The 24,226-nt window shown below is 58.3% G+C and carries 26 protein-coding genes; 14 read left to right on the plus strand and 12 right to left on the minus strand.

All coding sequences use genetic code 11. The annotated features are described in order from the left end of the window. The 4 genes from AC1DK3_RS00970 to AC1DK3_RS00985 form a co-directional block, all read right to left on the minus strand. The gene (locus AC1DK3_RS00970) at nucleotides 1–1,284 is read right to left on the minus strand and encodes a sensor histidine kinase (RefSeq protein ID WP_477190436.1); all 1,284 of its coding nucleotides are present in this window, start codon (nucleotides 1,282–1,284) and stop codon (nucleotides 1–3) included. 315 nt (nucleotides 1,285–1,599) lie between these two features. Then, on the minus strand, nucleotides 1,600–2,949 hold the full coding sequence (locus AC1DK3_RS00975) for an ATP-binding protein (RefSeq protein ID WP_477190437.1): 1,350 nt from the start codon (nucleotides 2,947–2,949) through the stop codon (nucleotides 1,600–1,602). Continuing rightward, entirely contained in the window at nucleotides 2,949–3,611 is a 663-nt protein-coding gene (locus AC1DK3_RS00980) for a response regulator transcription factor (RefSeq protein WP_477190438.1), read from the minus strand. The genes AC1DK3_RS00975 and AC1DK3_RS00980 overlap by 1 nt, the downstream gene beginning before the upstream one ends. Before the next feature lie 122 nt (nucleotides 3,612–3,733). Further along, the gene (locus AC1DK3_RS00985) at nucleotides 3,734–4,372 is read right to left on the minus strand and encodes a response regulator (protein WP_477190439.1); all 639 of its coding nucleotides are present in this window, start codon (nucleotides 4,370–4,372) and stop codon (nucleotides 3,734–3,736) included. Nucleotides 4,373–4,628: 256 nt separating this feature from the next. Here AC1DK3_RS00985 and AC1DK3_RS00990 point away from each other — a divergent pair, with 256 nt between their 5' ends. The 6 genes from AC1DK3_RS00990 to AC1DK3_RS01015 are packed head-to-tail and all read left to right on the plus strand — an operon-like array spanning nucleotide 4,629 to nucleotide 9,529. After that, complete coding sequence (locus AC1DK3_RS00990; RefSeq protein ID WP_477190440.1) at nucleotides 4,629–4,970, plus strand: hypothetical protein; 342 nt, start codon at nucleotides 4,629–4,631, stop codon at nucleotides 4,968–4,970. Between the two features lie 52 nt (nucleotides 4,971–5,022). Beyond that, complete coding sequence (locus AC1DK3_RS00995; protein ID WP_477190441.1) at nucleotides 5,023–6,837, plus strand: GspE/PulE family protein; 1,815 nt, start codon at nucleotides 5,023–5,025, stop codon at nucleotides 6,835–6,837. After that, a complete protein-coding gene (locus AC1DK3_RS01000; RefSeq protein WP_477190442.1) occupies nucleotides 6,792–8,018 on the plus strand; it encodes a type II secretion system F family protein in 1,227 nt (408 codons plus the stop codon). The genes AC1DK3_RS00995 and AC1DK3_RS01000 overlap by 46 nt, the downstream gene beginning before the upstream one ends. Continuing rightward, nucleotides 8,015–8,482 (plus strand): prepilin-type N-terminal cleavage/methylation domain-containing protein, encoded by a 468-nt coding sequence (locus AC1DK3_RS01005; RefSeq protein ID WP_477190443.1) that lies wholly within the window; start codon nucleotides 8,015–8,017, stop codon nucleotides 8,480–8,482. Before AC1DK3_RS01000 ends, AC1DK3_RS01005 begins: the two co-directional genes overlap by 4 nt. Beyond that, entirely contained in the window at nucleotides 8,466–8,879 is a 414-nt protein-coding gene (locus AC1DK3_RS01010; protein ID WP_477190444.1) for a type IV pilus modification PilV family protein, read from the plus strand. The genes AC1DK3_RS01005 and AC1DK3_RS01010 overlap by 17 nt, the downstream gene beginning before the upstream one ends. Further along, nucleotides 8,876–9,529: a prepilin-type N-terminal cleavage/methylation domain-containing protein gene (locus AC1DK3_RS01015; RefSeq protein ID WP_477190445.1), complete on the plus strand. Its 654-nt coding sequence runs from the start codon at nucleotides 8,876–8,878 to the stop codon at nucleotides 9,527–9,529. The genes AC1DK3_RS01010 and AC1DK3_RS01015 overlap by 4 nt, the downstream gene beginning before the upstream one ends. Before the next feature lie 9 nt (nucleotides 9,530–9,538). Here the strand turns inward: AC1DK3_RS01015 and gspG are convergent, their stop codons facing one another. Next, nucleotides 9,539–10,006 carry a type II secretion system major pseudopilin GspG gene (gene gspG / locus AC1DK3_RS01020; protein ID WP_477190446.1) on the minus strand — a complete coding sequence of 156 codons (468 nt, stop codon included), beginning with the start codon at nucleotides 10,004–10,006 and terminating at the stop codon, nucleotides 9,539–9,541. 40 nt (nucleotides 10,007–10,046) lie between these two features. Continuing rightward, on the minus strand, nucleotides 10,047–10,652 hold the full coding sequence (locus AC1DK3_RS01025; protein WP_477190447.1) for a prepilin peptidase: 606 nt from the start codon (nucleotides 10,650–10,652) through the stop codon (nucleotides 10,047–10,049). Between the two features lie 122 nt (nucleotides 10,653–10,774). On the opposite strand from AC1DK3_RS01025, the gene AC1DK3_RS01030 reads away from it, so the two are divergent. Genes AC1DK3_RS01030 through AC1DK3_RS01045 form a run of 4 tightly spaced genes read left to right on the plus strand, consistent with a single transcriptional unit; the run spans nucleotide 10,775 to nucleotide 13,179 of the window. Next, entirely contained in the window at nucleotides 10,775–10,921 is a 147-nt protein-coding gene (locus tag AC1DK3_RS01030) for a hypothetical protein (protein WP_477190448.1), read from the plus strand. Between the two features lie 17 nt (nucleotides 10,922–10,938). Further along, on the plus strand, nucleotides 10,939–12,042 hold the full coding sequence (locus AC1DK3_RS01035) for a PilN domain-containing protein (RefSeq protein ID WP_477190449.1): 1,104 nt from the start codon (nucleotides 10,939–10,941) through the stop codon (nucleotides 12,040–12,042). Then, nucleotides 12,039–12,617: a type II secretion system protein GspM gene (gspM, locus tag AC1DK3_RS01040; RefSeq protein WP_477190450.1), complete on the plus strand. Its 579-nt coding sequence runs from the start codon at nucleotides 12,039–12,041 to the stop codon at nucleotides 12,615–12,617. Before AC1DK3_RS01035 ends, gspM begins: the two co-directional genes overlap by 4 nt. Before the next feature lie 43 nt (nucleotides 12,618–12,660). Beyond that, nucleotides 12,661–13,179: a hypothetical protein gene (locus AC1DK3_RS01045; RefSeq protein WP_477190451.1), complete on the plus strand. Its 519-nt coding sequence runs from the start codon at nucleotides 12,661–12,663 to the stop codon at nucleotides 13,177–13,179. On the opposite strand, the gene AC1DK3_RS01050 is transcribed toward AC1DK3_RS01045, so the two are convergent. After that, nucleotides 13,180–14,199, minus strand: a complete 1,020-nt coding sequence (locus tag AC1DK3_RS01050) for an SCO family protein (protein ID WP_477190452.1) — start codon at nucleotides 14,197–14,199, stop codon at nucleotides 13,180–13,182. A gap of 83 nt (nucleotides 14,200–14,282) precedes the next feature. Further along, nucleotides 14,283–16,724: a multicopper oxidase family protein gene (locus tag AC1DK3_RS01055; protein WP_477190453.1), complete on the minus strand. Its 2,442-nt coding sequence runs from the start codon at nucleotides 16,722–16,724 to the stop codon at nucleotides 14,283–14,285. Between the two features lie 498 nt (nucleotides 16,725–17,222). Between AC1DK3_RS01055 and gspD the strand changes: the two genes are divergently transcribed. The 3 genes from gspD to AC1DK3_RS01070 all read left to right on the plus strand — a co-directional run bounded on the left by gspD (nucleotide 17,223) and on the right by AC1DK3_RS01070 (nucleotide 21,024). Then, nucleotides 17,223–19,580, plus strand: coding sequence for a type II secretion system secretin GspD (gene gspD, locus AC1DK3_RS01060; RefSeq protein WP_477190454.1), 2,358 nt, complete (start codon nucleotides 17,223–17,225; stop codon nucleotides 19,578–19,580). Between the two features lie 26 nt (nucleotides 19,581–19,606). Then, nucleotides 19,607–20,539: a type II secretion system minor pseudopilin gene (locus tag AC1DK3_RS01065; RefSeq protein ID WP_477190455.1), complete on the plus strand. Its 933-nt coding sequence runs from the start codon at nucleotides 19,607–19,609 to the stop codon at nucleotides 20,537–20,539. A gap of 176 nt (nucleotides 20,540–20,715) precedes the next feature. Continuing rightward, the gene (locus AC1DK3_RS01070; RefSeq protein WP_477190456.1) at nucleotides 20,716–21,024 is read left to right on the plus strand and encodes a hypothetical protein; all 309 of its coding nucleotides are present in this window, start codon (nucleotides 20,716–20,718) and stop codon (nucleotides 21,022–21,024) included. Between the two features lie 6 nt (nucleotides 21,025–21,030). Here AC1DK3_RS01070 and AC1DK3_RS01075 read toward each other — a convergent pair whose 3' ends face one another. From AC1DK3_RS01075 to AC1DK3_RS01085, 3 genes are read right to left on the minus strand one after another with little or no spacing between them, the layout of a single operon-like run. Beyond that, nucleotides 21,031–21,699 carry a prepilin-type N-terminal cleavage/methylation domain-containing protein gene (locus tag AC1DK3_RS01075; RefSeq protein WP_477190457.1) on the minus strand — a complete coding sequence of 223 codons (669 nt, stop codon included), beginning with the start codon at nucleotides 21,697–21,699 and terminating at the stop codon, nucleotides 21,031–21,033. Beyond that, on the minus strand, nucleotides 21,696–22,094 hold the full coding sequence (locus tag AC1DK3_RS01080) for a type IV pilus modification PilV family protein (RefSeq protein ID WP_477190458.1): 399 nt from the start codon (nucleotides 22,092–22,094) through the stop codon (nucleotides 21,696–21,698). Before AC1DK3_RS01080 ends, AC1DK3_RS01075 begins: the two co-directional genes overlap by 4 nt. Beyond that, entirely contained in the window at nucleotides 22,091–22,573 is a 483-nt protein-coding gene (locus AC1DK3_RS01085) for a GspH/FimT family pseudopilin (protein ID WP_477190459.1), read from the minus strand. The genes AC1DK3_RS01080 and AC1DK3_RS01085 overlap by 4 nt, the downstream gene beginning before the upstream one ends. Nucleotides 22,574–22,708: 135 nt before the next feature. On the opposite strand from AC1DK3_RS01085, the gene AC1DK3_RS01090 reads away from it, so the two are divergent. Beyond that, nucleotides 22,709–23,623 carry a type II secretion system minor pseudopilin gene (locus AC1DK3_RS01090; RefSeq protein WP_477190460.1) on the plus strand — a complete coding sequence of 305 codons (915 nt, stop codon included), beginning with the start codon at nucleotides 22,709–22,711 and terminating at the stop codon, nucleotides 23,621–23,623. 14 nt (nucleotides 23,624–23,637) lie between these two features. Here the strand turns inward: AC1DK3_RS01090 and AC1DK3_RS01095 are convergent, their stop codons facing one another. Continuing rightward, nucleotides 23,638–24,219, minus strand: coding sequence for a hypothetical protein (locus AC1DK3_RS01095; protein ID WP_477190461.1), 582 nt, complete (start codon nucleotides 24,217–24,219; stop codon nucleotides 23,638–23,640). Nucleotides 24,220–24,226: the final 7 nt, after the last annotated feature.

A 24,226-nucleotide genomic window follows, 5' to 3' on the forward strand; every position in this document is an offset into this window, starting at 1 on the left:
TCATGCGGTCACCAGCGTCGCGATGATGTCTTGCTCGATTGCGAATGTCGCCACGACACGCGTTCCCTCGCCGCGCGAGGGATAAATTTCGAGAACGCCGCCCTTTGAGCTTATCCTCTGTACCATCACGGACAGACCGAATGAGGCGTCCTCATCCCGACGGATTATATGAGATTTGAATTGTGTGCCTTCGTCGCGTACCTCGACGATCAGCAAGCGCCCGTCATATTCCGCACGCAATGACTGTCCCTTCCCGCCGGCGTGCCAGAACGCGTTATTCAACGCCTCACGCGCGAATTGAAAGAGGCACTGGGAAATATCGCTGCTCACCCGGGGTAAGGGACCGATGCTGAGCGCAACAGAACTCCGCGTTCGCTCCTCGTGCAGCCGCGCGGCAAACGTGAGCACCTGATCGAACGTTAAATTTTCGAAATCGGGATTCGTCGATTTCCGCAATATGTTGCGGATCTCCTTTAAGGCATCTCCGGTCACCCCCCGGACAGCGTCGATAGCAGCCTTCGGCATGTGTGCATCGGGAGCGAGGCCAAGAGCGTCGAGCTTGAGCAATGCAAGGGCAAGAAGTTGTGCGGGGCCATCATGCAAATCGGCCATGACTTCGCCCATCGACTTCGCCTTGCCGTCGTCGGAATTTTTGCCGGGCGCTGCGGCCGGATCAGCGGTCGCGCCATGATTGCGGAGGCCGTCCGCGGTCATCAAGTTGTTTGCGCTCTTCCGAAAGTTGCGATGCTTTCGGGTTTCGCGCAGCACTGCCAACGCGGCGATCCCTGCGAGCAGTGCAAAAAAGAAAGCGAACGCCGAACTCACTTTCCGAGCTTTGCGGAAATCCTTGGAAAGCGCGTCGGCATCCATGAAGAACTCTGCGGCCCCGATCACCGGCGACGATCCCAGGGCGTGTAGTGGCGCATGAACCTCGACGATCGGAACGACGAAATCGTGCTTGCCGGTAATGCGATCGTGCCCAGCCTCGCTCAGCTCGGTTGTGACTTGGCCTTTGAGCGCGCCGCGGAGCTCGTCGTGGAGTTCGAGCTTGATACCTTCGAGGTTCTTTTCGTCGCTGAAAACGATTGTGCCGTCAGGATGCCAGATCTTCAAGTTGACGACGTTCTTGCGAAAAACGGGATTGATGAGCAACTTGTCGAGAGCTGTCTTTTCATCAGCAGTGAGACTTGGCCCGAATGCGAGAGACTGGACCAGCGGTTCGAGGAAGCCTTCGATGAAATTCGCAGCAGTCATCGAAGCATTTTCGATGATGCGTGATTCCATGTGAGAATCCGCGAAAAAGGTGATGGCCATTGTGGCCAATAAAAAAGCTGTTGCGATCGTTGCAGGCAAACGATGAGACGAGTTTGCTATTCCCGCGAGAGATCCGGCAGGCGGTGAATAAGCACGTCCGGTAATACGATCGATTTTGGCGCCCATCTTGATCTCTATTATCGGCGCAATTCCCTTATTTCTTATAAAAAGGACGCCTGACGGTGTCGAGGATGCGCGCATTCTATTATCGAATAAAGGTGAGATGATTTCTGAATGGCGATCAATTCCCGTTGCAACGGTGACGGATCGGACGGGCGACCGGCATCAGCCTTGATTCAGCGTGATTGCGGCGCGTAACCCCCCGAGTGAACTGCGCGACAACCGGAATTGGCCTCCGTGGAGGAAAATAAGCTCGCTGGCGATCGCAAGCCCGAGGCCGGTGCCCGGCACTGTGGGATCTGCTCTTTCCCCCCGCTGCAAGATGCGCCCCATCTGCTCCTCTTCGACCCCCGGACCGTCGTCATCCACTGTCAGCAGAATGGAATTCGCCGTCTGGCTGGCCTCGACCAATACCTGATGACGAGCCCATTTCTGAGCATTGTCCAGAACGTTCCCCATGATGTCGCTGAAGTCCGCGCGATCGATCGTCAATGGCATCGACTGATCAACCGACACGTGCCAGTGAAGCTCCTCGCTCTTGGCCAGCTTCTTGAGCGCACTCACAATCCCGCAAATTTCAGTCGCCGCATCGATCCGGACACGCGCGGTGAGCTCGGTCGCTCGCGGCCGCGAGAGAGCAAGCTCCCGTTCGACATGCCAACGCATGGCTTCCAGTTGCTTTTCGAATTCCGCGGCCCGTTTGACGGCCCCATCGCGCCTTAGCTGCCGGCTAAGGGCGGCCATGACGGCCAGAGGCGTTTTCAGACCATGTGCGAGGTTCGCGGCTCGGGCGCCTGCCGCGGCAAGCGCATTGTCACGGGCGGCGAGAAGATCGTTCGTCTCCGAAATGAGAGGCGCGATCTCTGTCGGAAAGTTTCCTTCAATTCGCCGCGCGCTACCATCGCGGACGGCCGTCAAAGAGGCCCGAAGCGCATTGAGGGGCATCAGGCCGACGAACACCTGCACCGACGCAGCAAGGATAATCAGCAAAAAGACAACGGCTACGCCAGCCCAGACATCGTTTGAGAACTTCTCGCGGGCGACCAGTATCTCTGCATAGTCGATCGCGGTAACGATTTCGAATTTTCGATCGCCCTTGCCATTCGCCTGCACAATTGTGGCGAGCCCCAGCAAAGACTGGTCATTCGGTCCGGAGAAGCGGCTAACGGCAACTTCGCCCATTCGCGCGGGCGTGGCCGGACTGAGTGTTTCCGCCCACAAGGAGGGCGAACGCAATATTGGCCGGCCATTCTCGGATAGCTGCCAATACCGGTGCCCGTAAGCCAATAAAAAGTTCGGGTGGGCAGGAACATCGACCAGATTCACATTTCCCTGCTCATCGATCTCGAGTGAAGCGGCGATAAGCTGAAGGTCGACCGTGAGGTCGGATACAGCGCCCCTATCGATGCTTCGTTGGAAAAGGACCTGCAGTCCCAGGGCGGCAATCGGCAACGTAAAAAGAAGAAAGACCAGCCAAGCCGCCAATAATCTAACGCTGAGCGATCCTGCTCGCATCACAACTGCGCGCTCACGATATAGCCCTGACCACGGCGAGTCTCGATGATGTCGATACCGAGCTTGCGTCTGAGACGCGCAATCATGGCCTCGATAGCATTGACGTCGCGTCCGTCGTTGTGCCCGTAGACATGCTCTTTGAGCTCTTCCCGAGAGACGACTTTGCCCAAGTGATGCACGAGGTGGCTCAGGAGCCGGAATTCGAACGGAGTGACGTGAACGTTTCTTCCCTCGACCGTCACATTCATCTGAGTCGTGTCGAGCCGGAGCGACCCGGCGGTGATCGTTGACGTGCGTTGAAGGTTGCCGCGGCGTAGAACGGCGCCAAGGCGAGCCAGAAGCTCAGGCATCTGAAAAGGCTTTGGGAGGTAGTCGTCCGCGCCGGCATTGATGCCTTCGACACGTTCGACCCAGGACGCTCGCGCCGTTAAAACGACAACCGRCATCGACCGGCCATCGGCGCGCCAACGCCGGAGAACGCTGAGCCCGTCGAGCTGGGGTAGACCGAGATCGAGAATGACGGCGCTGTAGGTCTCGGTCGTACCGAGCAGCAGAGCGTCCTCGCCGCTGTCAGAGGTCTCCACGATGTAACCCGCTTCGGTAAGGCTTGACCGGATGTCTTCGGCGATCGTTGGCTCATCCTCGACGACCAAGATTTTCATTCGCCTTGACCTCTTGACCGCTCCTCGTGGCTAGGCCGCAGTCCCGATATCGCTCGGCCTCGACATCGGCCACCGCGGATGCCTTAGCGACGCCGAGTCGACATGCGAAAAATTCCAATGGTTTAGACAGACCGTGCCCTGACCCGAAGCGCTGCTTCCAGCCGGCTGCGAACCTGCAGCTTCTGCATGATGCTGGTCATGTAATGCTTGACGGTTTTCTCGCTGAGCGAGAGGACGCGGGCAATTTCTTTGTTCTTCAGCCCGAGCGCCAATTGATCGAGGACCGCCTCCTCGCGCGACGTCAGATCGTTCTGCGGCGACTGCGCCTTAGGCGCGGTGCGAACACGGATTTTCGTCAATATGCGAGCGGCCAGCGCTGGCGTTACGTAGGACTCGCCCTCGCACACGCTGCGGACCACACGAGCGAGTTCGGCCGGGCTCGTTCCCTTGAGTACGTAACCCGCCACACCGGCTTCGAGGCACGTCGCGACGCAGTCGTCCAAATCGCAGATCGTTAGCATTATGAGGCGGATTTTCGGGTGGGCCTTTGAAATTTGCAATGCCGCTTCGAGGCCCGACCCCGGCATATTAACGTCCAATAAGATCGCATCCGGACGTATATTTTGAGCAATCGCAATGGCATCGTGGGCGCTCCCGCCCTCCGCGACCACGTCGAAATCGCCAGTTGCTTTGAGAGAATGAATTACGCCGGCCCGCAATAAGGGATGGTCGTCTATTACCGCAACACGCACATTGGCCACGATACTCAGCCCGTTTCTAAAGCGTTTTCGCAATCAAAAGATCAGTCGTCGGATTAGTTTATAGTAGTTCCAGACATTTTACTCAAACTTAAAGCGAACGTCGGGGGTGCCTAATTCGTCTTTTTGTTAATCGCAGTGTAGCAGCGGTGCACTCTATGCCCATCCTGACAGGTTCCTGACAGCCGACGGTGAACAACTGTCAGGCGAGAATGAGTAGGAGTTAAAGCCGAGCGAGCATTCAGAGACGAGGCAGGGCATGATGGACTTGGATGTCGAAACGCCAGCCGCCTGGAGCGTTGGCCTGACAGCGCAGCGAGACGGCCTCGAAATACACGCTGTAAACAGCCGGAGTGAGGTAATCCTGGAAGGCTGGTTCCCGATCGAAACCGGTTTGGCGCTCGTCTGCGCCCGCCCCTCCTCCTTGATTGCGATCGACGAAGAAACACTTCCAACAAGCATCGTTTCCGATCTGGCCAACTTCGGTCATTCGGTCGTAGTTGTTCCGCCTACAACCGATTTTTGGAACAAGCCATCGTCGCGCCGGCGCGCGAAAGATATTCACGATATTGGCGTGACCCTACTGGAAGTTATGAATTGAAAGGCGCAAAATAGATTCAAGTTCGCTTGAATTTGTATGCGGGAGTTTGACGGTGGAGCTTGGAGCAGGGGAATTCGCGGACGTTGCCGTTGACCCGCTCCGCGGCGATCCGCGTTCGGCCGATTTCATCGAGCAGTTCTCGTCGTTTCTTCAATCGAATTCGTTCTTGGACGAATTGGCGATTAGGCGTGCCCAACGCGCACAAAAGCAATCCGGCGAACGCTTTGACTTGGTCATCATGCGCCTTGGTTTGCTGTCCGACAGGCATATGGCGAAAGCCCTGTCGGCATACTGCGGCCTTCCGCTTGTCTCGGAAGACGCGTTTCCGGAGCGACCGCTATTCTCCGAGGAAATAGATGCCGCCTTTCTAAAGCAGAGCGGCGTTCTACCGCTGGCCGACAAAGGCGAAATGATCGAGCTCGCGGTCGCTGATCCCTTCAATCGCGACGGCGTTGCTGCAATCGCCTACTTGCTGGGTCGCCCAATTGAACTTTGCATCGCAGCGTTCGGAGACATCGAAAAGGCGATCGGGAAGCTCTACGGCAGCAAAGGCGCGAAGCCGGAAATCGATGCGGGTTCCTCGGCGTCGGCCGCCGAAGCGAGTGACGCCGACGTCCAGCGCCTCGAGGACATGGCCAGCGAAGCGCCGGTCATCCGCCTGGTCCAAGACCTCATCGTACGCGCCGCCAACGAGCAGGCGTCAGACATCCACATTGAGCCGCGCGAAGATTGCGTGCGAGTGCGCATCCGTCTCGATGGCATTCTGCATACGATAGAGACGCTGCCGATCAACGTGCGAGAAGCCCTTGGCTCACGCGTCAAAATCATGGCGCGTCTGAATATAGCCGAACGGCGCCTCCCCCAAGACGGCCGCATCAAGGTCAATGTTCGCGGACGAGAGATTGATCTCCGCGTCTCGACGATGCCGACGCTGTGGGGCGAAAGCATCGTCCTCCGCCTTCTTGATCGCAGCAGCGTCGAACTCGACTTTCCGAAGCTCGGCTTTTCAGGGGGATCGTATAACGATCTCCGCCAGCTATTGGACCAACCGAACGGGATAATTTTGGTCACCGGCCCGACCGGAAGCGGCAAGACCACGACGCTATATACGGCGCTGAGCCTTTTGAATTCGACCGAACGCAAGGTGTTCACGGTCGAAGACCCGATCGAGTACCAGCTCGCCGGCGTCAACCAAATTCAAGTGCAACCGAAGATCGGCCTGAACTTTGCGACGGCCCTGCGTTCGATCCTCCGTCAGGATCCTGACATCATCATGGTTGGTGAAATACGCGACCTCGAAACGGCGCAGATCGCCATTCAGGCGTCGTTGACGGGGCATCTGGTGCTATCGACCGTTCACACCAATAGCGCCGCTGCGACTTTGACGCGTCTATTGGACATGGGCGTCGAAAAATATCTGCTCGCGTCCACCGTAAAGGGCGTGCTCGCACAAAGGCTTGTCAGGAAGCTTTGCTCGAACTGCTCGCAGCCGTCGCCGGAAACACCTCGCGTTATGCGCTGGCTGCGGTCGACAGGGGCAGACCCGATCGCGCTGCTGAACGGCGAAGAACCACGGCTGCACCGCGCAGTTGGATGTCCGGCATGCCGGCAGACGGGGTTCTCCGGCCGCACGACGATCTACGAGTTGCTCACGATGTCGGAGGAAATTCGCGACACCATTTCGATCGGTAACTCAGAAGGGGAAATAGAAAGAGTGAGCATGGCTCAAGGTATGACGACCATGCTACAAGCAGGACTGCTGAAGGCACTTAAAGGCGAGACGACGGTCGAAGAAGTTATGCGCGTAGCCCGGTTTGATACATGCCTCAATTCCGATACAGAGCCTACGATCAGCACGGCGCCTTAAAGAAGGGTGATATCGAGGCACGCTCGCGCGAAGCAGCGCTGGAAGCGCTTCATAAGCAGAGTTTCTATACCTTAGATCTCCTAGAGGCTAAGCCAGCCGGCAGTCAGCGATGGTGGGACCGCGAGGTCTTCGGCGGTGGATCGCTGCCCCTTTCCGGCTTGGCGCTCTTCACCCGCGAGCTTTCAATTCTGATCAACGCGGATCTGCCGCTGGACGAAGCGCTGCGCATCGTCAGTCTGCAGCCTCTCATGCCGGCGCGAGTCCGAAAGTGCACCCAGGCAATACTCGAAGCCGTGCGCGGAGGCTCTTCGCTGTCAGGCGCCATGGCGGCGCGTGGAGGGGATTTTCCGGAATATTATTGGAGGCTCGTTGAGTCGGGAGAAGCAAGCGGATCGCTTGGAGACGTGCTCGAAGACATAAGCGGCTTTCTCGAGCGCTCGGCAGAGCTTAGGTCGCAAATATCTTCAGCGCTGGTTTACCCGGCGATCCTCATGGCGGCAGCAGCCGTTGCCGTCGGCGTTATTCTGACCCTTCTCGTTCCAACCGTGCTCCCGCTGTTCAAAGACGCAGGCGCTCCGCCGCCGCCGTTTCTCCAATTTCTCGTCGATGCGGATTCGTTCGTCTCGCAAAATTGGGCACTGGTCGCGGCCGTCGCCGTGGGGCTCTTCATTGCAACTGCGCTGGCGTTCCGCAATGCAGGGTTTCGTCAATGGCTGGATCGGGCGTTCCTCCGTGTGCCCTTGCTCGGCCGCTTTTCTGCGAACCGGGAAACGGCCCGTCTCGCGCGCACGCTTGCGACGCTCACTCGCAACGGCGTCGCAATGCTCGACGCAGTTCGAATATCTGCAGCGGTTCTCCGAAACCGCGCGTTCGCGACCGCAGTCACGCAGGCCGGCGAAACTCTGAAGGAAGGCGGCACGCTTTCAAAGCCGCTCGAGCAGTCGGGCCTTTTCTCCGAACTATCCCTCCGCTTGATCGCTGTCGGCGAGCAAACGGGCCAGCTCGAACCGATGCTGACGCGCGTCGCCACTATTTATGAGGCGACGCTTGCGCGCCAGATTTCCCGCCTGATGACGCTGCTTACCCCCGTGCTGACGCTGCTTATCGGCCTGATGGTCGGCGGTCTCATCGTCTCGGTTATGAATGCGATCCTGAGCGTCAACAATCTGGCTTTGCAATGATCCGCGGGCACCATCGCTCGGCAGTCGAGACGGAGGCCGGCTTCACGCTGCTGGAATTACTTGTTGTTCTGGTCATCATCGCGGTCACGGCGGCCATCGCGCTTCCGAAGACGCGAGGCAACAGTAGTGCGTTGGCGCTCCGAAGCACGGCCGTAGGTATCGCTGCAGAATTTCGCACCGCGCGCGCCGACGCCATACGCACGAGCACGAGTCGGTCGGTTATGATCGATGTCGCACGGCGAAAGTATTGGGCAGACGGCGAGAGCAACGCCCATCAGATCCCTTCGGCCGTGGAGATTACTGCAACGATCGGCAATTCCGGATCGACCGCGCTTGCGACGTTGAGTTTTGAGCCGGACGGCAGCTCGACCGGCGGAAAGATTTCGCTCAGCGCCGGCAAGAGCAATGCGGATGTCATCGTCGATTGGATGACCGGAGCAACCCAAGTTGACCGCAGCTTTTAAGTTCTCGGGAACCCGGGACGACGGGTTTACGCTTATCGAAGCGATTGTGGCCCTTGTCATTTTTGCCAGCGCCTTTGTCGTTGCTCAGTATGCGCTCGGCCGGGGCATGCAGAGCATCCGGATCGCCAATGGAGAAGCGGAGGCCTTGGAAATTGCGCGATCCGTTCTGCAATCGGCGGGTACTTCGGAAGTTCTCGAGGATTCGCTGCGCGAGACCGGCGTGAGCGGCGGAATGTCCTGGGAGTTGGCCGCTTCGAGATATAAGCCGGAACCGCCTCCAGAAGCGCCGGCAAAAATCGGCGGATATTGGGTGACTGTTGATGTGAATTGGCGCGACAGCGGCCTGCGCCCGCGAAAAATTAGTCTGACGACCTTGAAGCTTTTTCCATCGTCATGATGAGCGTCGTTCGAGAACACACGCGCCTCAAACCGCAAGAGGCAGGATTCACATTACTCGAAGTGCTCGTGTCGTTGGTCCTTATTTCACTTTTGCTCGCGGCGCTGCCGCACGCCCTACGCATCAGCAAAAGCGCCTTCAATGTTACGGCAAAGCTCGACCAGGAATCCGTTACAACCGCCTCGCTCGCTTTCCTCGAGCGCCAGCTGTCGGAAGCGATGCCGATTTATCAGAATTCGCCGGATGGGATGCTCGCAATGGTATTCAGCGGCGAGCCCCGCCAGGTCAAGTTCGTCGCACCGATGATCAGCCGGGCTCAACAGAGCGGGCTCTTCCTTTTTTCGTTGTCGGCGATTGCTGCGCCTGATGGCCGTCAATCGCTTGCCCTAACTTGGCAACCGTTCCGGTCCATTTCCGACCACCGGGATGCGCCGCAGTCCGAAGGTCAGCGGATTTTGCTAACTGATGCGACGGGCTTCACGCTGAGCTACTTCGGCATTCCGGTGCATAGCGCAAAAGAGCAGTGGACGGACAAATGGGCGAGAAAAGACGCCCTACCGACGCTTGTGGAGTTTACATACAAGTCGCCGGGAGGCCGTTCCGATGTCCGTTCGAGGCGCGTTGAATTGCATCTTCGGCCGCAGCCATAGGCCTGCGCATCAATTCGAGACGTCCTGGTCTTCGCCGGTGCCGCCGGGATTGTTGTCACGCCCGAGGGTAAAGACTTGAGGACCGCCGCCTGGTCCCGGAAATTTATATTGATACGGATGGCCCCAAGGATCGACGAGCCCCTCGGCTTTCTTGAGGTATGGGCCCTTCCAAGCGCCGGCGCGCGGCGGCGCCTGGATTAGCGCATTGAGGCCGACCTGCTGCGAAGGGTATGTGCCGATGTCCAAAGCGTAGAGTTCGAGCGCCGTCGAAATGGCTGAGATCTGCGCCTTCGACGTTCCCGTGCGTGCCTTGCCAAGATAGCCGAGCACTTGCGGGGCGGCGACCGTCGCCAAAAGGGCGATAATTCCAAGCACGACGAGAAGTTCCAGCAATGTAAAGCCGGAGTCGCCTTTTGCATCGTTGTAAACAACCCTATTGGCGATGTTTGGATTGCCGCGCTGGAAAAGTATTTTCATTCGCAAAGCCCTAATGCAGTCCCCAAATAGCCAATCCGATTCAGACCAAAGGCCCATATAACCAAACAATCCATAGACCAAAGGCCAAGAATGGGCCGAAGGGAATGCGAGTTTCCCGCGTTACATTCGTTCCAATTAGCTTTGCAAGAAGAACGCCAACGACGGCTACCCCACTCGAAATAAGCAGTACACTGGGTAATCCGTCGAGGCCGATCCAGGCGCCGACGGCCGCGAGTAGCTTCGCGTCTCCAAGCCCTAGGCCGTCTTTGTTTCTAAAATGACGATAGAATGCAGCAAGTCCGTACAACGTGAGGAAGCCCAATAAAGCTGCCCCCACATGCCAGATCACTTGCTCCCATCCGCCGCTTGAACTTGCCAGAATTCCAGCAAAAGCCAGCGAAAACGTAAGATTGTCGGGCAAGCGCTGAATTTGAACGTCGATCGCGCTGAGGAGCGCAAGCGCTGTTGCGAGACCCAGCGAGAGAGCGATTGCGTCGGTGCCCAAGCTTGCCGCAACCGGTAAAGCGCTGGCCAGATACAGCAGGCAGAAACCTGAGAACGCCACCGCATACCGAAATGCCAGTCCCTGGAGCGGCTCAGCCTTCACGCCGTCTCGATATCGGCAGACTGTTCTGTTGTCGGGCATGCCGTCCAATTTCCCCCTCGGCCTTAACTTTCGGTTGTGGGAATTAACGCGGTTTGGAAAAATAAGACTGCCGCGCTTTCGAGACTCTAATTAGGTGCGGCTCCCGCAGCAACGTCACTTTAATGAAAGTGCAGCCGCGCGCCAAAATTGATTTGCCAATCGAACGCGCCGGGAGCTTATTTACAGTACACGGAGAAAAAGGGGCGGGCATCAAAATTCATCGCTATTACTTTATTCTCATAGGCAAGCCGCGCGATCGTTTTGCGTAACCGGTAAGGCTCTTTGTATGTTGGCGTCTATTTCCGATCCGTTCTCACGCTTTTTCACGTGGTGGGGCGCAGAGTTGGCCGGCATCGTATCGGCGTCGCCCGCGGCGGCTTCAGATAATCCCAACATCTACACGGTGGTCGTACTCCAACCCGCCGGTTACCGCCTGATCGAACCGCGCAGACATCGGACGCCGACGAATCCCTCGGACGAAGCCCCTCTTGCATTGCCGGAGCTGCTATCGCTGCTGGCTGGTATGATTCGCGCAAACCCTTCGGCGACAGTGGGTGTACGTCTCCCGCATCGGGCGTGTTTCGTACGCAATGTCGTTCTTCCGGGTGCCGCCGCCCGCGATTTCGCGACGCTGCTCTCTCTCGATCTCGAGCGCTCCACGCCGTTCAAGCAAAAGGATGTTTATACGGCCTACACCGTGGACCAGTCGCAAAGCGGCGGTTGGAAGCAATCGGTACGGCAATACATCATCAAGAAAACACTCGTCGACGCGCTGCGATCAGACATCGAGGCGCAGGGCCTCAAGGTGACCGCCGTTGAGTGCTCAAACGAGGCCGGCTCAATTGTCCCGATAAATTTTCTTGAAGAGCCGTCCCGGCGCAACGCGGGTGCTCGGATCAAGCTGTTGATGGGCCTTGCCGGCCCCGCGCTGCTGCTGGCGGCGGCTTGCGCATATATAGATATCGCGAGGCATCAAGCGGCGCTCGCCGAGTTGCAGTCGGAAACGGCTGGTCTGAAGGTCGAAGCAAAGTCCGTTCGCGACATGACAACGAAATACCGGTCCACGGCGTCAGCGATCGCGAGTTTCAATCAGCTTCGGCGAGAAACGGTTTCGCGTGTCGCCATCCTTGAAGAGCTGACGCGGCTTCTGCCGGATTCGGCTTGGGTGACGGACATCAAAATCAGCGGCGTGACGGTGGACATCTCGGGGCTCGCGGCATCTGCGAGCGCGCTTGTTCCGATCCTCGAAAAATCGCCGCTTTTTGTCGATGCGACCTCGACCTCGGCCCTGACCTTTGACCCTCTCCAGGACAAGGAACGCTTCGGCATTCGCGTCCGCTTGCGCAATGTTCCAGAGGACGTGGAGAAGACGGGGGAAGAAGCGCAATGATCTACCGCATCTCGAAGCCAGTGCGGCAACTTCTTGCAGTCGGCCTTGTTCTGCTCGTGGTCGGGTGTGTGTCCGTGCTTGCAGTGATCCCACTCATGGCGCCCGAGTCTGAACTTAAGGACAGTCTGGAGCGCGAGCGCAAGGTGCTGGGCCGGTTGCAGACGATCGTCAACGATCGTGAAGCCGTTCGCGACTTGGACCAGCGGTCAGAGGCCGCGCGAAACAGCGGACTATTCATTGAAGGCGCGAGTGAAGCCATTCGACTGGCCTCCGTTCAGTCGCAGCTCGCGCAGATCATGGCGGCCAATGGCGTGAAGCCCCGATTGACGCGCGGTCTTCCTGGCCGGGATCGCGAAGAATTTCACCTCGTAGGTGCACAAGTGCAAATCGTGGCGCCCATCGAAAAGGTGCAAAAGGTTCTTCTCGACATCGAAGAGCACCAGCCGGCTTTGCTCGTCGATTATCTGCAAATTACGCCTTCCTCGTTGGGAGGCGCATCGAACGAAGATGATGCAGGCGCGCTCGATGCGCGGTTTGACGTTTATGCAGTGGCGTTGCGTGCGAAGAGTGAGTGATATGTCAGCGGGTAAAAGCAAGATTTCCAGCAGCCATTTGATTATGACTGCTCTCGTAGCGACGAATTTAGCCTTTGCTTACACAGCCTGGGATCTGTGGTCTCGACCGATCGACATATCGGCTGACCTCGACGGCACGGCGGCTGGCGATAAGACGATCTCGGACGCGGACGCAACCGTAATCGCGCCGCCGCCTCGGCCGGGCAATCTTTCTGAGACGACGACGCGGCCGATATTCAATGCATCTCGCCGGCCGGTCGAAGCAAAGAAAGTCGCGGTGGCCGATGCGACACCCGTTCCCGCAGTGGCGACGGTCGCACCGGAGCAGCTGCTGCTCGTCGGCATACTCCACATCGGCGCGGGCGACGATCGCGCATTGATCCGGGAATCGAGCGATGACCTGGGAAGCTGGGTGCTGATCGGAGACTCGGTCCAGGGTTGGCGAGTCCGCACGATCAGCAGCGAAATGGCCGTCATAGAAAACGAAGGCAAGCAGTTCGAACTGCGTATCTCCTATGACGCGCCGTCATCGGATATCAAAGCGGCCGCCCTCAGCAGGTAGTCACTCTGGATTTCCTCGTGTGCCCTTCAAATCGTGGGCGACGACATGGGTGCTCGGCTGCGGGCGGGATACTGACGCAACGTATGAGATGACGTCCTCCGCGTCCGACGGCGACAGTCCAAGGTTCGGCATGCGGACTGCAGGATACCTCTGCGCAAGGCTCGTAGCGACGGGATCCAGCCGCGCAAACATTTGATCGGGTCTGGAAATAAAACTCTGCAGCCACGAATGATCGCGACGGCTGGCCACGTTCTTCAAGTCGGGTCCGGCGCGGTCTCCCCCGCCGATCGTATGGCAACCCGCACACATGCTGGCGAACAGCATTTGGCCGGGAGCCAGTTCGACGCCGGCAGGTTCTGCAGCGCTTGCCACCAAGGCGTCGGAGACCCTGAAGTCGGGATCCATTGACCGAATGGTGAGGGCGAGCTGATCGACGTCACCAAAAACAGAATCGCGCGACCAGCTGCCCATCGCATCGTTTCCGAGCAGAATTTCCTGCTTGTGCTCGTTGAGCGTCTTGCTTCTCTCGCCGAGCTTGTACCGGATCTCGGCAATGTCTTCAGGCTTGCCCGTGAGAAAGCGCCATCCGGGTCTCACGTGAAAGGCATCGGCGTGCTTCTTGAGTTCTGCAGGTCCGTCATGCTCGGGATCGATAGTGATCGAATACATGAAAAAATCGCGGCCAACAGCGTCGCCAAGCTTCTCCTGCAGAATTGCAAGCCGTGATGTCGTCAGCGGACAGATCTGGGAACAGCTTGTGTAAATAAAATTGATGATGACCTTCCGGCCTTTGATCAGGTCATCGTAAAATCGGAACTTGTTTCCATCCTGGTCGACGACGGGAAGGTTCGGCATGTAGCTTCCCCCCCAACGCGCATCCGCATTGGCCGTGGAAAACGAAGTATCGACTCCCGGCGCAAAGACAAATTTTTTCAAGGTCAGGCCAAAGCCAACAACGCCCACTGCGGCCATCGCGACGACGGCGGCAGCGGGGCGCCGGGTAATTTTCAAACGATGCACGCCCGCTCCTTCAAAAGCTCAAGCTAGGATGAGCAATTCCGCGACATGCCGAGTTTTGCCTCAGCATGTCGGAATTATTGCCCTTAGCCTTTGCCCGAAGAATTGCCGGAGCCGGTGGAAGCCGACGAGCCGCTTGACCCTGATGAGCCGCCGCCGCTCACGCTCTGATTAAAGAACTTTGTGTTAGCCGGATCGCCCTCCGGCAGAACTTGCGGCGTCGTCCAAACAATGCCGTCTTCGGTCGGATTGGGCGTCGGAGTGATCTCCGTGCGCTCTCCACCGAGCAACTGAATTCGCATCAGAAGCGCGAAGTCTTCATGCACCGTATTATGGCAGTGGTTCACGTAAGACCCGCCATACTCGCCGAACCGGATCTGGAACTGGACCTGACCCGACGGACGAAGTCGCCACACGTCCTTTCGCACAAGTTTCTCGGTTGCCGGAATGCTGTCCTTGCCACGATTCATCGTGACGCCTTCCTCGAAGTGAAGATGGATTGGATGGTCCCACCCGCCACCACTGTTGATATATGTCCAGTGCTCGGCCTCGCCGGGTTTTAGCGGACGAATAAGCTCCGAAATCCGATTGGCGTTCATGGAATGAGCGGATTGGCCGTTCACCTTTATGACCCACGGGAAGCCCTGTACGACCTCTGAGCAGTCAGGCGTGCACTGGCCGTTGGCGCCGCGCGAGTCGCCATTGCCTCGGCCGAACTCGACGACTCGGGTGCGCACAGGCGTAACGATCGGGATCTGCTCCGTGAGCGTAGTCGGAACGCGGCTGAGATCAGGGTCGGATGCGTGAAGCGTCAGCGTCGGATCGTCCACACTCTGCAGCTGACTGACGATTTTGAACTTCAGGTTTTTACCGACGACCGGGTCCGGCGATTTTCCAGCGAAGGCATCGGCGAGTGACACCGCGCCGTCCGGCTTGTTGCCGCCGGTCTGCTGCAAAACGTTGACAAGGAATAATTCGTCGCCGACCGAGTATTTTGAGAAATCGACGACGATGTCATATCGCTCGGCGATGCCCTGCTGATCGAGCTGAGTGAGTGTCAGCGGGTTGACGACGAGATTGCCGTCGTTGGCGATGAATTGGAACGGAACAGCCTTCGCTTTCGAGTCCGCGATTGCCAGCTGAATGAAACGCGACATGCTGGCGTTCAGGATTCTGAAGCGGTACTTTCGTGGAAGGACTTCCATCACGGGCCTGTAGGCAAAATTTACCAAAGGCAGATCGCCGATGAAGCCGTCGGTGGTGAAAATATCGAAGAAATACTGCCCGCTCGAATCTGTTGCGCCATCGGAATGAATGATGTTGACGTCAAAATCCGTGTTGCCCCAGTCGTGAACGTATCCACTCGGGAGACGCAAGCCGACCGCATCGCTCCTCGCATTTCCGAGAAGCCGCTCATTGCCGCGATCTCGCCCGCTGTACACATTGTTCATCATGAGATTGCCCTTGTAGACATTCTCAGCCGTGAAGAAGAAGCGATGGTCGTGGGCCCACATCGTCCCGACAAGCTCTTTCCAGTCGCCCGGAACATTGACGAGGCCGCCGTTGCCGTCTGGACCCGACGCGCGATCGTCCGTCGCCGCCGTATTGATGTAATCGCGCCGGGCGAGCGTCAGGCTCCAACGGTAATCGTAGAAGGTGCCAGGGAAGTGATGGACGTTGGCTGCGCCATCGCTCTCCGCACCGTTGTGCATATTGTGAAAATGCAGCTGGCTTTGGTTGCGACCGAAGCCGCCGTTCTGCGTTTGGTCGGCCGGCAGGCGATTGTAAACCCGCATCATCGCCGGCTCGCCGTAGCGGAGCTTGATGAGGGGCGGTGGCATCACGCCACGTGCGTTCGTGCCGGTTCCATAACACCAGACACTGTTGGGATTCTGCGATGGTAGCAGCGGATGGAACTTGGTGCCGTCATCGCACTGAGCGAGAGACATGTAGTAGCCGGCCTTGGGGAAGAATTCGTCCCAACGTTGATGGGAGAACGCTTCTCCCGGCGGCCTGCCTTCCAGCGGGCCGCGGAAGGTCGTCGGATTCACATAAGGATTCCCGTTTTTCGATGGGTCCTTGTTGGATTGGCCGCTCTGATAATTGGTGTAATCGTCGTGGTACGAGAGACGCTTGCAGCGCTCGTGCGCTTGCCCCCAATCGCCCTGGTGGAGTTTCGGGTCCGTGGCGGCCAAATCGGCCGGATTGGAGCTGCCGCTCGGCGTGACGCGCGTCATCTGTAACGGCGTTTGTTCTCTCAAACGCGGCAGCGGCTGCGTAAATGGCGTCGCCGCACCGAGCGGCGTACGAGGCACGCCAGTGGGGCCGCCGGCGAAGGCGCTGCGCGCAAACGGACTGAGGCCGTTCTTCGCAATCAGAACGCCGCCCGCTGTAAAAAGTCCCAACCTGAAAAGATCGCGCTTCGTAATTTGACCGTCAGCCAGCGCCTTGACGATCTCGGCGCGATTCCTGCGCGCGTTTTCGGCTTCGCGTTGACGAATTTTGGATGCGTCTTTGGGTAGGTACATGGAAATGGCCCCGCGCACTGGATAAAGCGACCGGCTGCCCGAGTAATCGCCCGGGAACGAACACCGCCGATCCCGCCAAGCGGCGCATCGGCGCCCCTCAAGTTAATGGAAGTCTTCGTAGATCCGCTACGCACCTGTTTCCGGGTGATTAGGTCGCTCGGCCATGCCCCTTCGTCCTCATTGCGATCAGACCTTGGTCTGATCCGCTGGCGCTGGACCGCGTAATTTGCAGGAGATGGATCGTGGCGCGAACGAAATCAGCGCGGGGCAAATATACCACAGACTCGAGCGGAGGGACCCGATTTGCTAGCGCGCGTTTGCGGAAAATGATCTGTGCAAATAGTGATAAAGTCCGTTGACGGAAATTTGGAATGCGGAGGGTCGGCGTGCCACGCGGTTATGAGTGAATGAACTTCATTTTCCAGGGTTGTTAGTAACCTACCCTATATCTTCATTTCGAGACTGAGCATCGACCACGAATCGCACATGAGAGTAGCGATGCTGACTGATTATCGACATGTCCTGCTTTACATTTGTAGCCTCGCGTTGGCGGGCTGTTCGCTGCCGTACGCGCAGCTGTCGTTGCCAGACCCCATTACCGGTCCGCCGAAGGATGTCAGGTCCGCCTTGGCGTCGCATCCAACGGGAACGCCCCTTTCGAGCCCCTCACCGCAGCCGGTCAATGAAACGCGCGTGTACACGGGCTCAGGTGAATTTGCGAAGGAACCAGAGAAGCGCCTTGGTGATGCGGCAATGCCGGGCGTTTCCCCGATAACGACGGCAGCAACGGTCGGAGCCGCAACGAGCGGCGTTGCCCCTCTTCAGCCAGCAAGCGAAATTAATTCGGCTGGCATCACGATAAATCTGGTGAACGCTTCAGTTCCGGAGGTCGCCAAAACGATCCTCGGCGATATCCTGGGCGTCAATTATGTAGTGAGCGACAAGATAAAATCCTACGTCACCCTGCGTACGGTCCATCCCGTCGACAAGGCCGGACTTCTGGAGATTTTCGAATCCGTTCTTCGTGCCGAAGACATCTCGGTCGTGGCGGATGGCGGCGTCTACAAAGTCGTTCCTGCCGCAGATGCGGCGGCCACAGGCGCTCCGCTGCAAGCTCGTCGCACAAGAAATGGCACCCAGATCGGCGTCGCCAACGAAATCGTCCCGCTGACTTATGTCGCGGCTCCGGAAATGGAACGCATACTGAAATCGGCTGCGCCTGAAGCGAGCGTGCTGCGCGTCGATACAAACCGGAATCTTCTTCTCATCTCCGGCACGCAGTCGGAACTCAATTCAATGAAGGAACTCGTCGGAGTCTTCGACGTCGACTGGATGCGCGGCATGTCCTTCGCGATACTGCCGGTCGAGACCGGAGATCCCGCGGCCATCGCGTCGGAGCTTGACGTTATTTTTGCGAACGACAAGGACAGTCCGACGAAAGGAATTGTGCGGTTTATCCCAAACCAACGGCTTAAGTCGGTCCTCGTCATCAGCTCGCGGCCCGAATACCTGAAGAAAGCCGAAACGTGGATGGCACGCGTCGATCTCGCCAGCCAGGCGACGGAAAAGCAGGTGTTCGTCTATCACGTCCAGAACCGCCCGGCCGCCGATCTCGCGCAGCTTCTGCAGAAGGTCTACAAACCTGGAGGTTCAAGTCAGCAATCGTCGCTCGGCGGCTCGTCGCCAGGTTCGAATGGGCCCGCGAACACGCAGTTCACCCCCGGTGACGGCGGCGGTTTGGACGTTGCTCCAGTCGCCGCGCCCGTCATCAACGGTCCTGGTCAAACAGCAGGCTTATCTCCGGCGCCGGCGCCCAAAGGCTCCGATAATGGCGGCGACGCGGCTGCCAACGCTCCAGATGCAACGCAGGCCGATACCGGAGGCGGTCAGCGCTCTGCTTTCGGTGGCGGTGCGCCACCGGAGGACCGCTCCGCAGGAATCTCTATTGTCGCCGATGAACCGAACAATTCGCTCGTCATTACGGCGACGAAGTCCGAGTACAAACGCGTCAGCAATATCTTGCGATCCATCGATATCGCCGGAAATCAGGTGATGATCGAAGCAACGATCGCCGAGGTGACGCTCACAGACGAGCTCAAGTATGGCGTTCGCTGGTTCTTTCAAAAAGGCGGCAATAGCTTCGGCTTGAGTGACATCCAGTCGAGCGCTATTTCTACGGCGTTTCCAGGCTTCTCTTATTTCCTGAACGTCGCCAATATCAAGGTCGCCATCAACGCGCTAAGCACCATCACAGACGTCAACGTCGTCTCGTCTCCGACCTTGATGGTCGTGGAAAATAAGAGAGCCGTCTTGCAAGTTGGCGATGAAGTGCCGATCGTCACGCAATCTGCGGTCTCGACGTCCTCGGAGAACGCTCCGCTCGTCAACACGGTTTCCTTCCGCAATACGGGCGTCATCCTGGGTATCACGCCAAGAGTGAGCGATAGCGGCAACGTCGTGTTGGACATTGAGCAGGAAGTCAGCGACGTTATCAAAACGACAACGTCTACGATCGACTCGCCGACGATTCAGCAGCGCCGCATCAAGACGACGGTCAACGTACAAGACGGGCAAAGCATCGTGCTTGCCGGGCTCATTCAGGACCGCGCCAGTCGCGACCGCGGCCAGGTCCCGATCCTCGGGAACATTCCGTACGTCGGCAACCTTTTTAAGCAGAAGGATGATTCGATAAAGCGTACGGAGCTTGTCATCGCGATTACCCCGCAAGTCATCCGCGACCATCTCCAGATTGATCAAGTAACAGCCGAATACCGCGATAAACTCAACTTCTCGACGCGGCCGCAGCGCCGGACGCCGCCTGACACGCGGGAGCGAATCGACCAGCTAATTCGCTAGGCCGGTGTCAGAACATCGGTAGGCTCATGGGTTTGACGCAAATGCGCCCCGATATGCACGACGAAGGCGGCTTCATCCTCGTCGTTGTTTTGTCGATTTGTATCATGCTCGCGCTCGTCGCAGCTGTCTTTTCCCGCGCCGTGCAGAGCTATCTGCGCGAGGCGTCAGGCATCACGCATTCTGCGGAGGCAGAGTTTGCTGCTGACGCGGGCGTCAACATCGCGGCCCTCGAACTTGCAACAGAGCGCGATACGGGTCGCACACGCCGCTTCCCTGTGGACGGCACCGAATGGGCCTGTCACACCGAAGAGGGCATCGAACTCGTCATCGCGGTTCAAGAAGCCGGCGGAAAAATCAACCTGAACTTGGCCAACGACCAGTTGCTTTCTGCGCTTTTCGTCGGTCTAGGAGCCACGCCGGTCTCTGCAACCCTTTACGCCGATCGCATCATCGATTTCAGGGATCGCGACGACGACAGGCGGATAAATGGGGCCGAGCATGACGAATACTTAGCCGCCGGCGAAACGTGGGGACCGAAGAATACGGCCTTCGATAGCCGCGAGGAACTACACCAAGTCCTCGGGCTCGATCCTAAAATGATCGAAGCGATTTGGCCGTACGTAACGCTCTATTCGGGCACAGCGGGACTTGATCCAGAAACCACGTCAGCCCGGTTGGCCGACATCGTAACGCGCGGGTACGGTCAACTTCCGCACGCGGACGTATCGTCGTTGGCGCAAGGCCGGTTGCCTTCGGAATTCGTCGTCGCATCGGGGCGCCGCTTTTTTGAAGTAACCGTCGCGGCCCGCATGGACGGGGGAGCAACGTTCGTTCGCGAAGCCGGATTCGAAATTCCAACCGGAAAGGGCGCTATGCCCGTCTTCAAAATATGGAATCGCGCGCGCGGAACGAGCCAGCAACGCCAATGGCCCTCCACGACCGGGCTTCCACGTTGCTGACGCGGTTGATACTAGGCAAGATGTGGCGCGCCGGTACCTGTGAGACGAAGCGAATTCGGATAAACTCGCCGAAATAATGTGTCCAATGATTATCCCTCATCGCGAATGACCGCTTCCTTACTCCGAAAGAAAACCGTTGGCGGAACTTGATGGACGAACGCAGGCGCAGGACTCGAATGCGAATAATCCAGCTTCTGGCCGTGACATTGCTGGCGTTCACGGCAGCCAATCTCATGATTGGCATTGAGACGGCCGAGGCAGGCCGAATCCATCCGGTCCCGGCATATCCCAATCCGGCGGGCCCGGAACATCGCGGTTGCTATTGGATGCGGCAGAGGGAGTATTGTGGCCGCTACTGCTACACCGAGGTCAATGGACAGCGCTATTGCACGGAGCGCGAGCGCTCGGCATACCCGCAGGGACCCTTCTACGAGCCGCCGCGCGACGCCGGATATCGAATGAAGCTCGGCGGCCCGCGACAATAGTAGGCGTCAGTCGCAATTGACGCGATTGGGGCACCTGATGCCATAAGTTGCGGCCGCTGCAACGGCGACGATCAACCGTTCCCACCTTCGGACGTCGTTCTTGGGGAAGGCAACGTCAACCGATATCATGTCGGGAAGGCCAGATGTCCAATTCGATCGCCAATGACTTGCGCCTTCGTCATCGCGTTTCGCGAAGTACGAAAAGTTTACGCTCGCTATATTTTCGACGAGCTTCGATCTCAGACGCGGAGCAGACGTGGAATCATCCGCATTCGGTCGAAAGAGCTCCTGCTCGGCAACGAGATCGAAGCCGCCCCGCCCATTCGGCGAGGCTCCGACACTAACCCTATAAAGTCCCTGATAGGCGCCGCGCGGCGCATGCGAAGTTGTGAAGCCGATGCGATTTGAATCCCCCTGCACGCCGGGAACGGTTCGGTTGCCCACCGCCGTCGTATCGATTGGCTGCAAATCCATCAAGGCATCGTGCAAATAATTCTGAGCGCTCATGATCGGGGCGCCGGCATTCGCCCGGTCGACGAAGCTCAATACGCGGCGCGCCCCGTAGATCATCTGGACGAGGGTCACCGAAATAAGCGCAAGAATGGCGAGCGACACCAGCATCTCGATCAATGTGAAGCCGGCTTCTCCTGAGCGAACGCCGGTCCGATTGGTCATGGCATGCCGCCGGCGACTTTGGCGGTTTCCAATACAAACAGGTCTTTCCCCTGCCGGTCTAGAACCTCGAGCGATATCCAATAGGCTGGCGAATTCGGCGGCTGAGCGCCTTCCGGCCCCTGCTTGTCGAGCGGTGTGACGGTCATTCGCCAGTGAACTCTATTCGGATATGTGCCGGTAAAGGTCCCGCTTTGCAGGGGATCGTCCATGCCCATCCTGTCTAGCTGTGACCGCGCGGCGATGATCGAGGCGGCGTAGCTCTTGGCGCGCTGAGACGCTCTGTACGCGCCACCAATGGTTGCCCAAAACGTCGAAAGCGCCAGCGCCACGATCACGAGTGCGACGAGGGCTTCTAAAAGTCCAAAGCCCGCGTCTTTGCCGTCAGCGCGGCTCATCGGCGGACTTCCTCTTGCGTCACCGCTCCGGACAGCCAATCGACGCGAACAACGACAGCGTGCGAGCTACCGGATAACTTGAAGGCGCCTCCCGAAGAACTACCGTCAGCAAAGAACACGAGGCCGCCACCCGCGCTTACGCGGCCGATACCTTCCAATGGCGAGAATGTCATGCGAACGGCGTCAGGCAGATGCATCCCCGAGCGCGACGAGGTCGATCGCAGGCTTCTGCTGCTTTGGTCGACGATCATGGCAACAGAGCGGTTTTCGGTGATTGCCGAGACGCGAGCGAAGTTTAATTCCGTCGCGAGCTGAGTGGACAGCATCCGAAGATCGGGTTCTTTGGAGCGGCCCGTCGCCCATGCAACAGAGATCGTCAGTCCAACGATCACGAGAACGACGAGCATCTCCAAAAGCGTAAAGCCGGCATCCGGCGCACGCATTTCGCTCTTTAGGCGGCGTATTGGCCAGCTTGGCATTACGGACTCGAATCTCGCGTTTCCGGAGCGTGCTTAAATTACCATAAGAGCATTCATCGAGAATAGCGGATGCTTTGCCGGATTGGACCGTTTTTGTTATGCTGTGCTTTACAGGAGCAGGATCGAACATCGTAAATGGGAATGGCCGCAACACTCGTGCGACCGGGTACTGACGGCCGGAGGGATGGCGGGTTCATACTTCTGCCCGTCCTCTTTACGCTGGCGCTCCTGGCGCTCGTCAGCATGGTGCTTACGCGGACCGTTGCAACCGACATTAAGCAGAATGCCAATCTTCTTCGAGGGGCTGAAGTCGAAGAGCTGAGCGACGGCATCGCCCGTCTCACAATTCGCTACCTCGTGGGGAAGAGCGGCGATATCGATCGCATCGGATCGTTCCGTCTGAACGGCACCCCGGTCAGCTGCGCGGTCGCCAACAAGGTCGCCACCATTTCCGTCAACGCCGCAGCCGGCTTGATCGATATCAATTCCGCATCGAACGACGTGCTTGAAGCGCTCTTCTCTCACGCCGGAGCCGACAATCCAAAAAGCCTGACTGCTGCGGTCATCGACTTCCGTGATGCCGACGACGAAACGTCGCCCGGCGGCGCGGAAGCCGCGGAGTATCAAGCTGCGCGGCTCGCCTATCGGCCACAAAACGCACCATTCAAGACCGTGGGCGAACTCGATCAGGTTTTCGGAATGACACCGGAAGTGTTGGCGCGCACCCGCTCGCTTGTGACGACGCACTCCGGTCGTTCCGCGCCGGACATTACCGTCGCGAGTCCGGAAGTGCTGGCTTTGGCTCTTCCCGCTCAGATTTCCAACCGGCCGGATAGAAGATCACTCCGCATCCGCGTGTCCGTTCGTTCGGGCAAGAATGCCAAGGTCGCCTTTACGCGAGAAGCAGCAATTCTACTCGAACCGCGCGTGCGGGGCGGCTTCCTGTTGAAGGAGTGGCGCAAAGACGATCAGCTCATCGAGGGAAGCGGCAACGTCGGAAGCGATGAACTTGATTCGTGCGTGTATTCCGTTTTGGTGCCCGGCAATTGATCGAGGCGCGTCGTCTATTTCGCAGCCTGCGCAGCTGAATTCGCAAGTTTCTGCAATGGCCGCTTTTGCCGGTTGAGAACTAAACGCCGAAGAAGCGCAGGTTTCGTCGCGCGCTGAGAAGCTGTGGCCTGCGTCATTTGGGGCGGTTTAGTCTCGACGAGCTTCGGGCGCGGCGGTGAAGCGACCGCAGCGGATGACGACGACGCATCAGCTTGTGGTGCGGAAGCCGGCTGCGCGCCATAGAGCACGACGCGGGTGATGGTGCCGGTTTCGTTCAAGCTGTGCTCTACGAAATGATTTTCCTTCTCGAGGACACGCTCGAGAACGTGGGAGAACGGCCCTTCAAAGCGACCGCTTATTTTGGCGTCGTCTCGCGCTTGATCCGCGCGTTCAACTTTGAAGCCGTGGCCCTCGGAGAGTTTCTCCAAAACGTCCTGGACGGTCGCATCCTGGGCTTCGACCACGATATGCGCATCGCCGCCGGCCAATTCGAGTGAAACGTTCGCGGCTGAAACTCCGCCGGCACCCAGCAGGAGGAAACTGACAGCCGCTAAGCAGCGGCTTCGAACGAGAGCGGATGCAAACGGTAAGAGCATTGAGACC

This window comes from Hyphomicrobium sp. 01T421 (assembly GCF_056398805.1).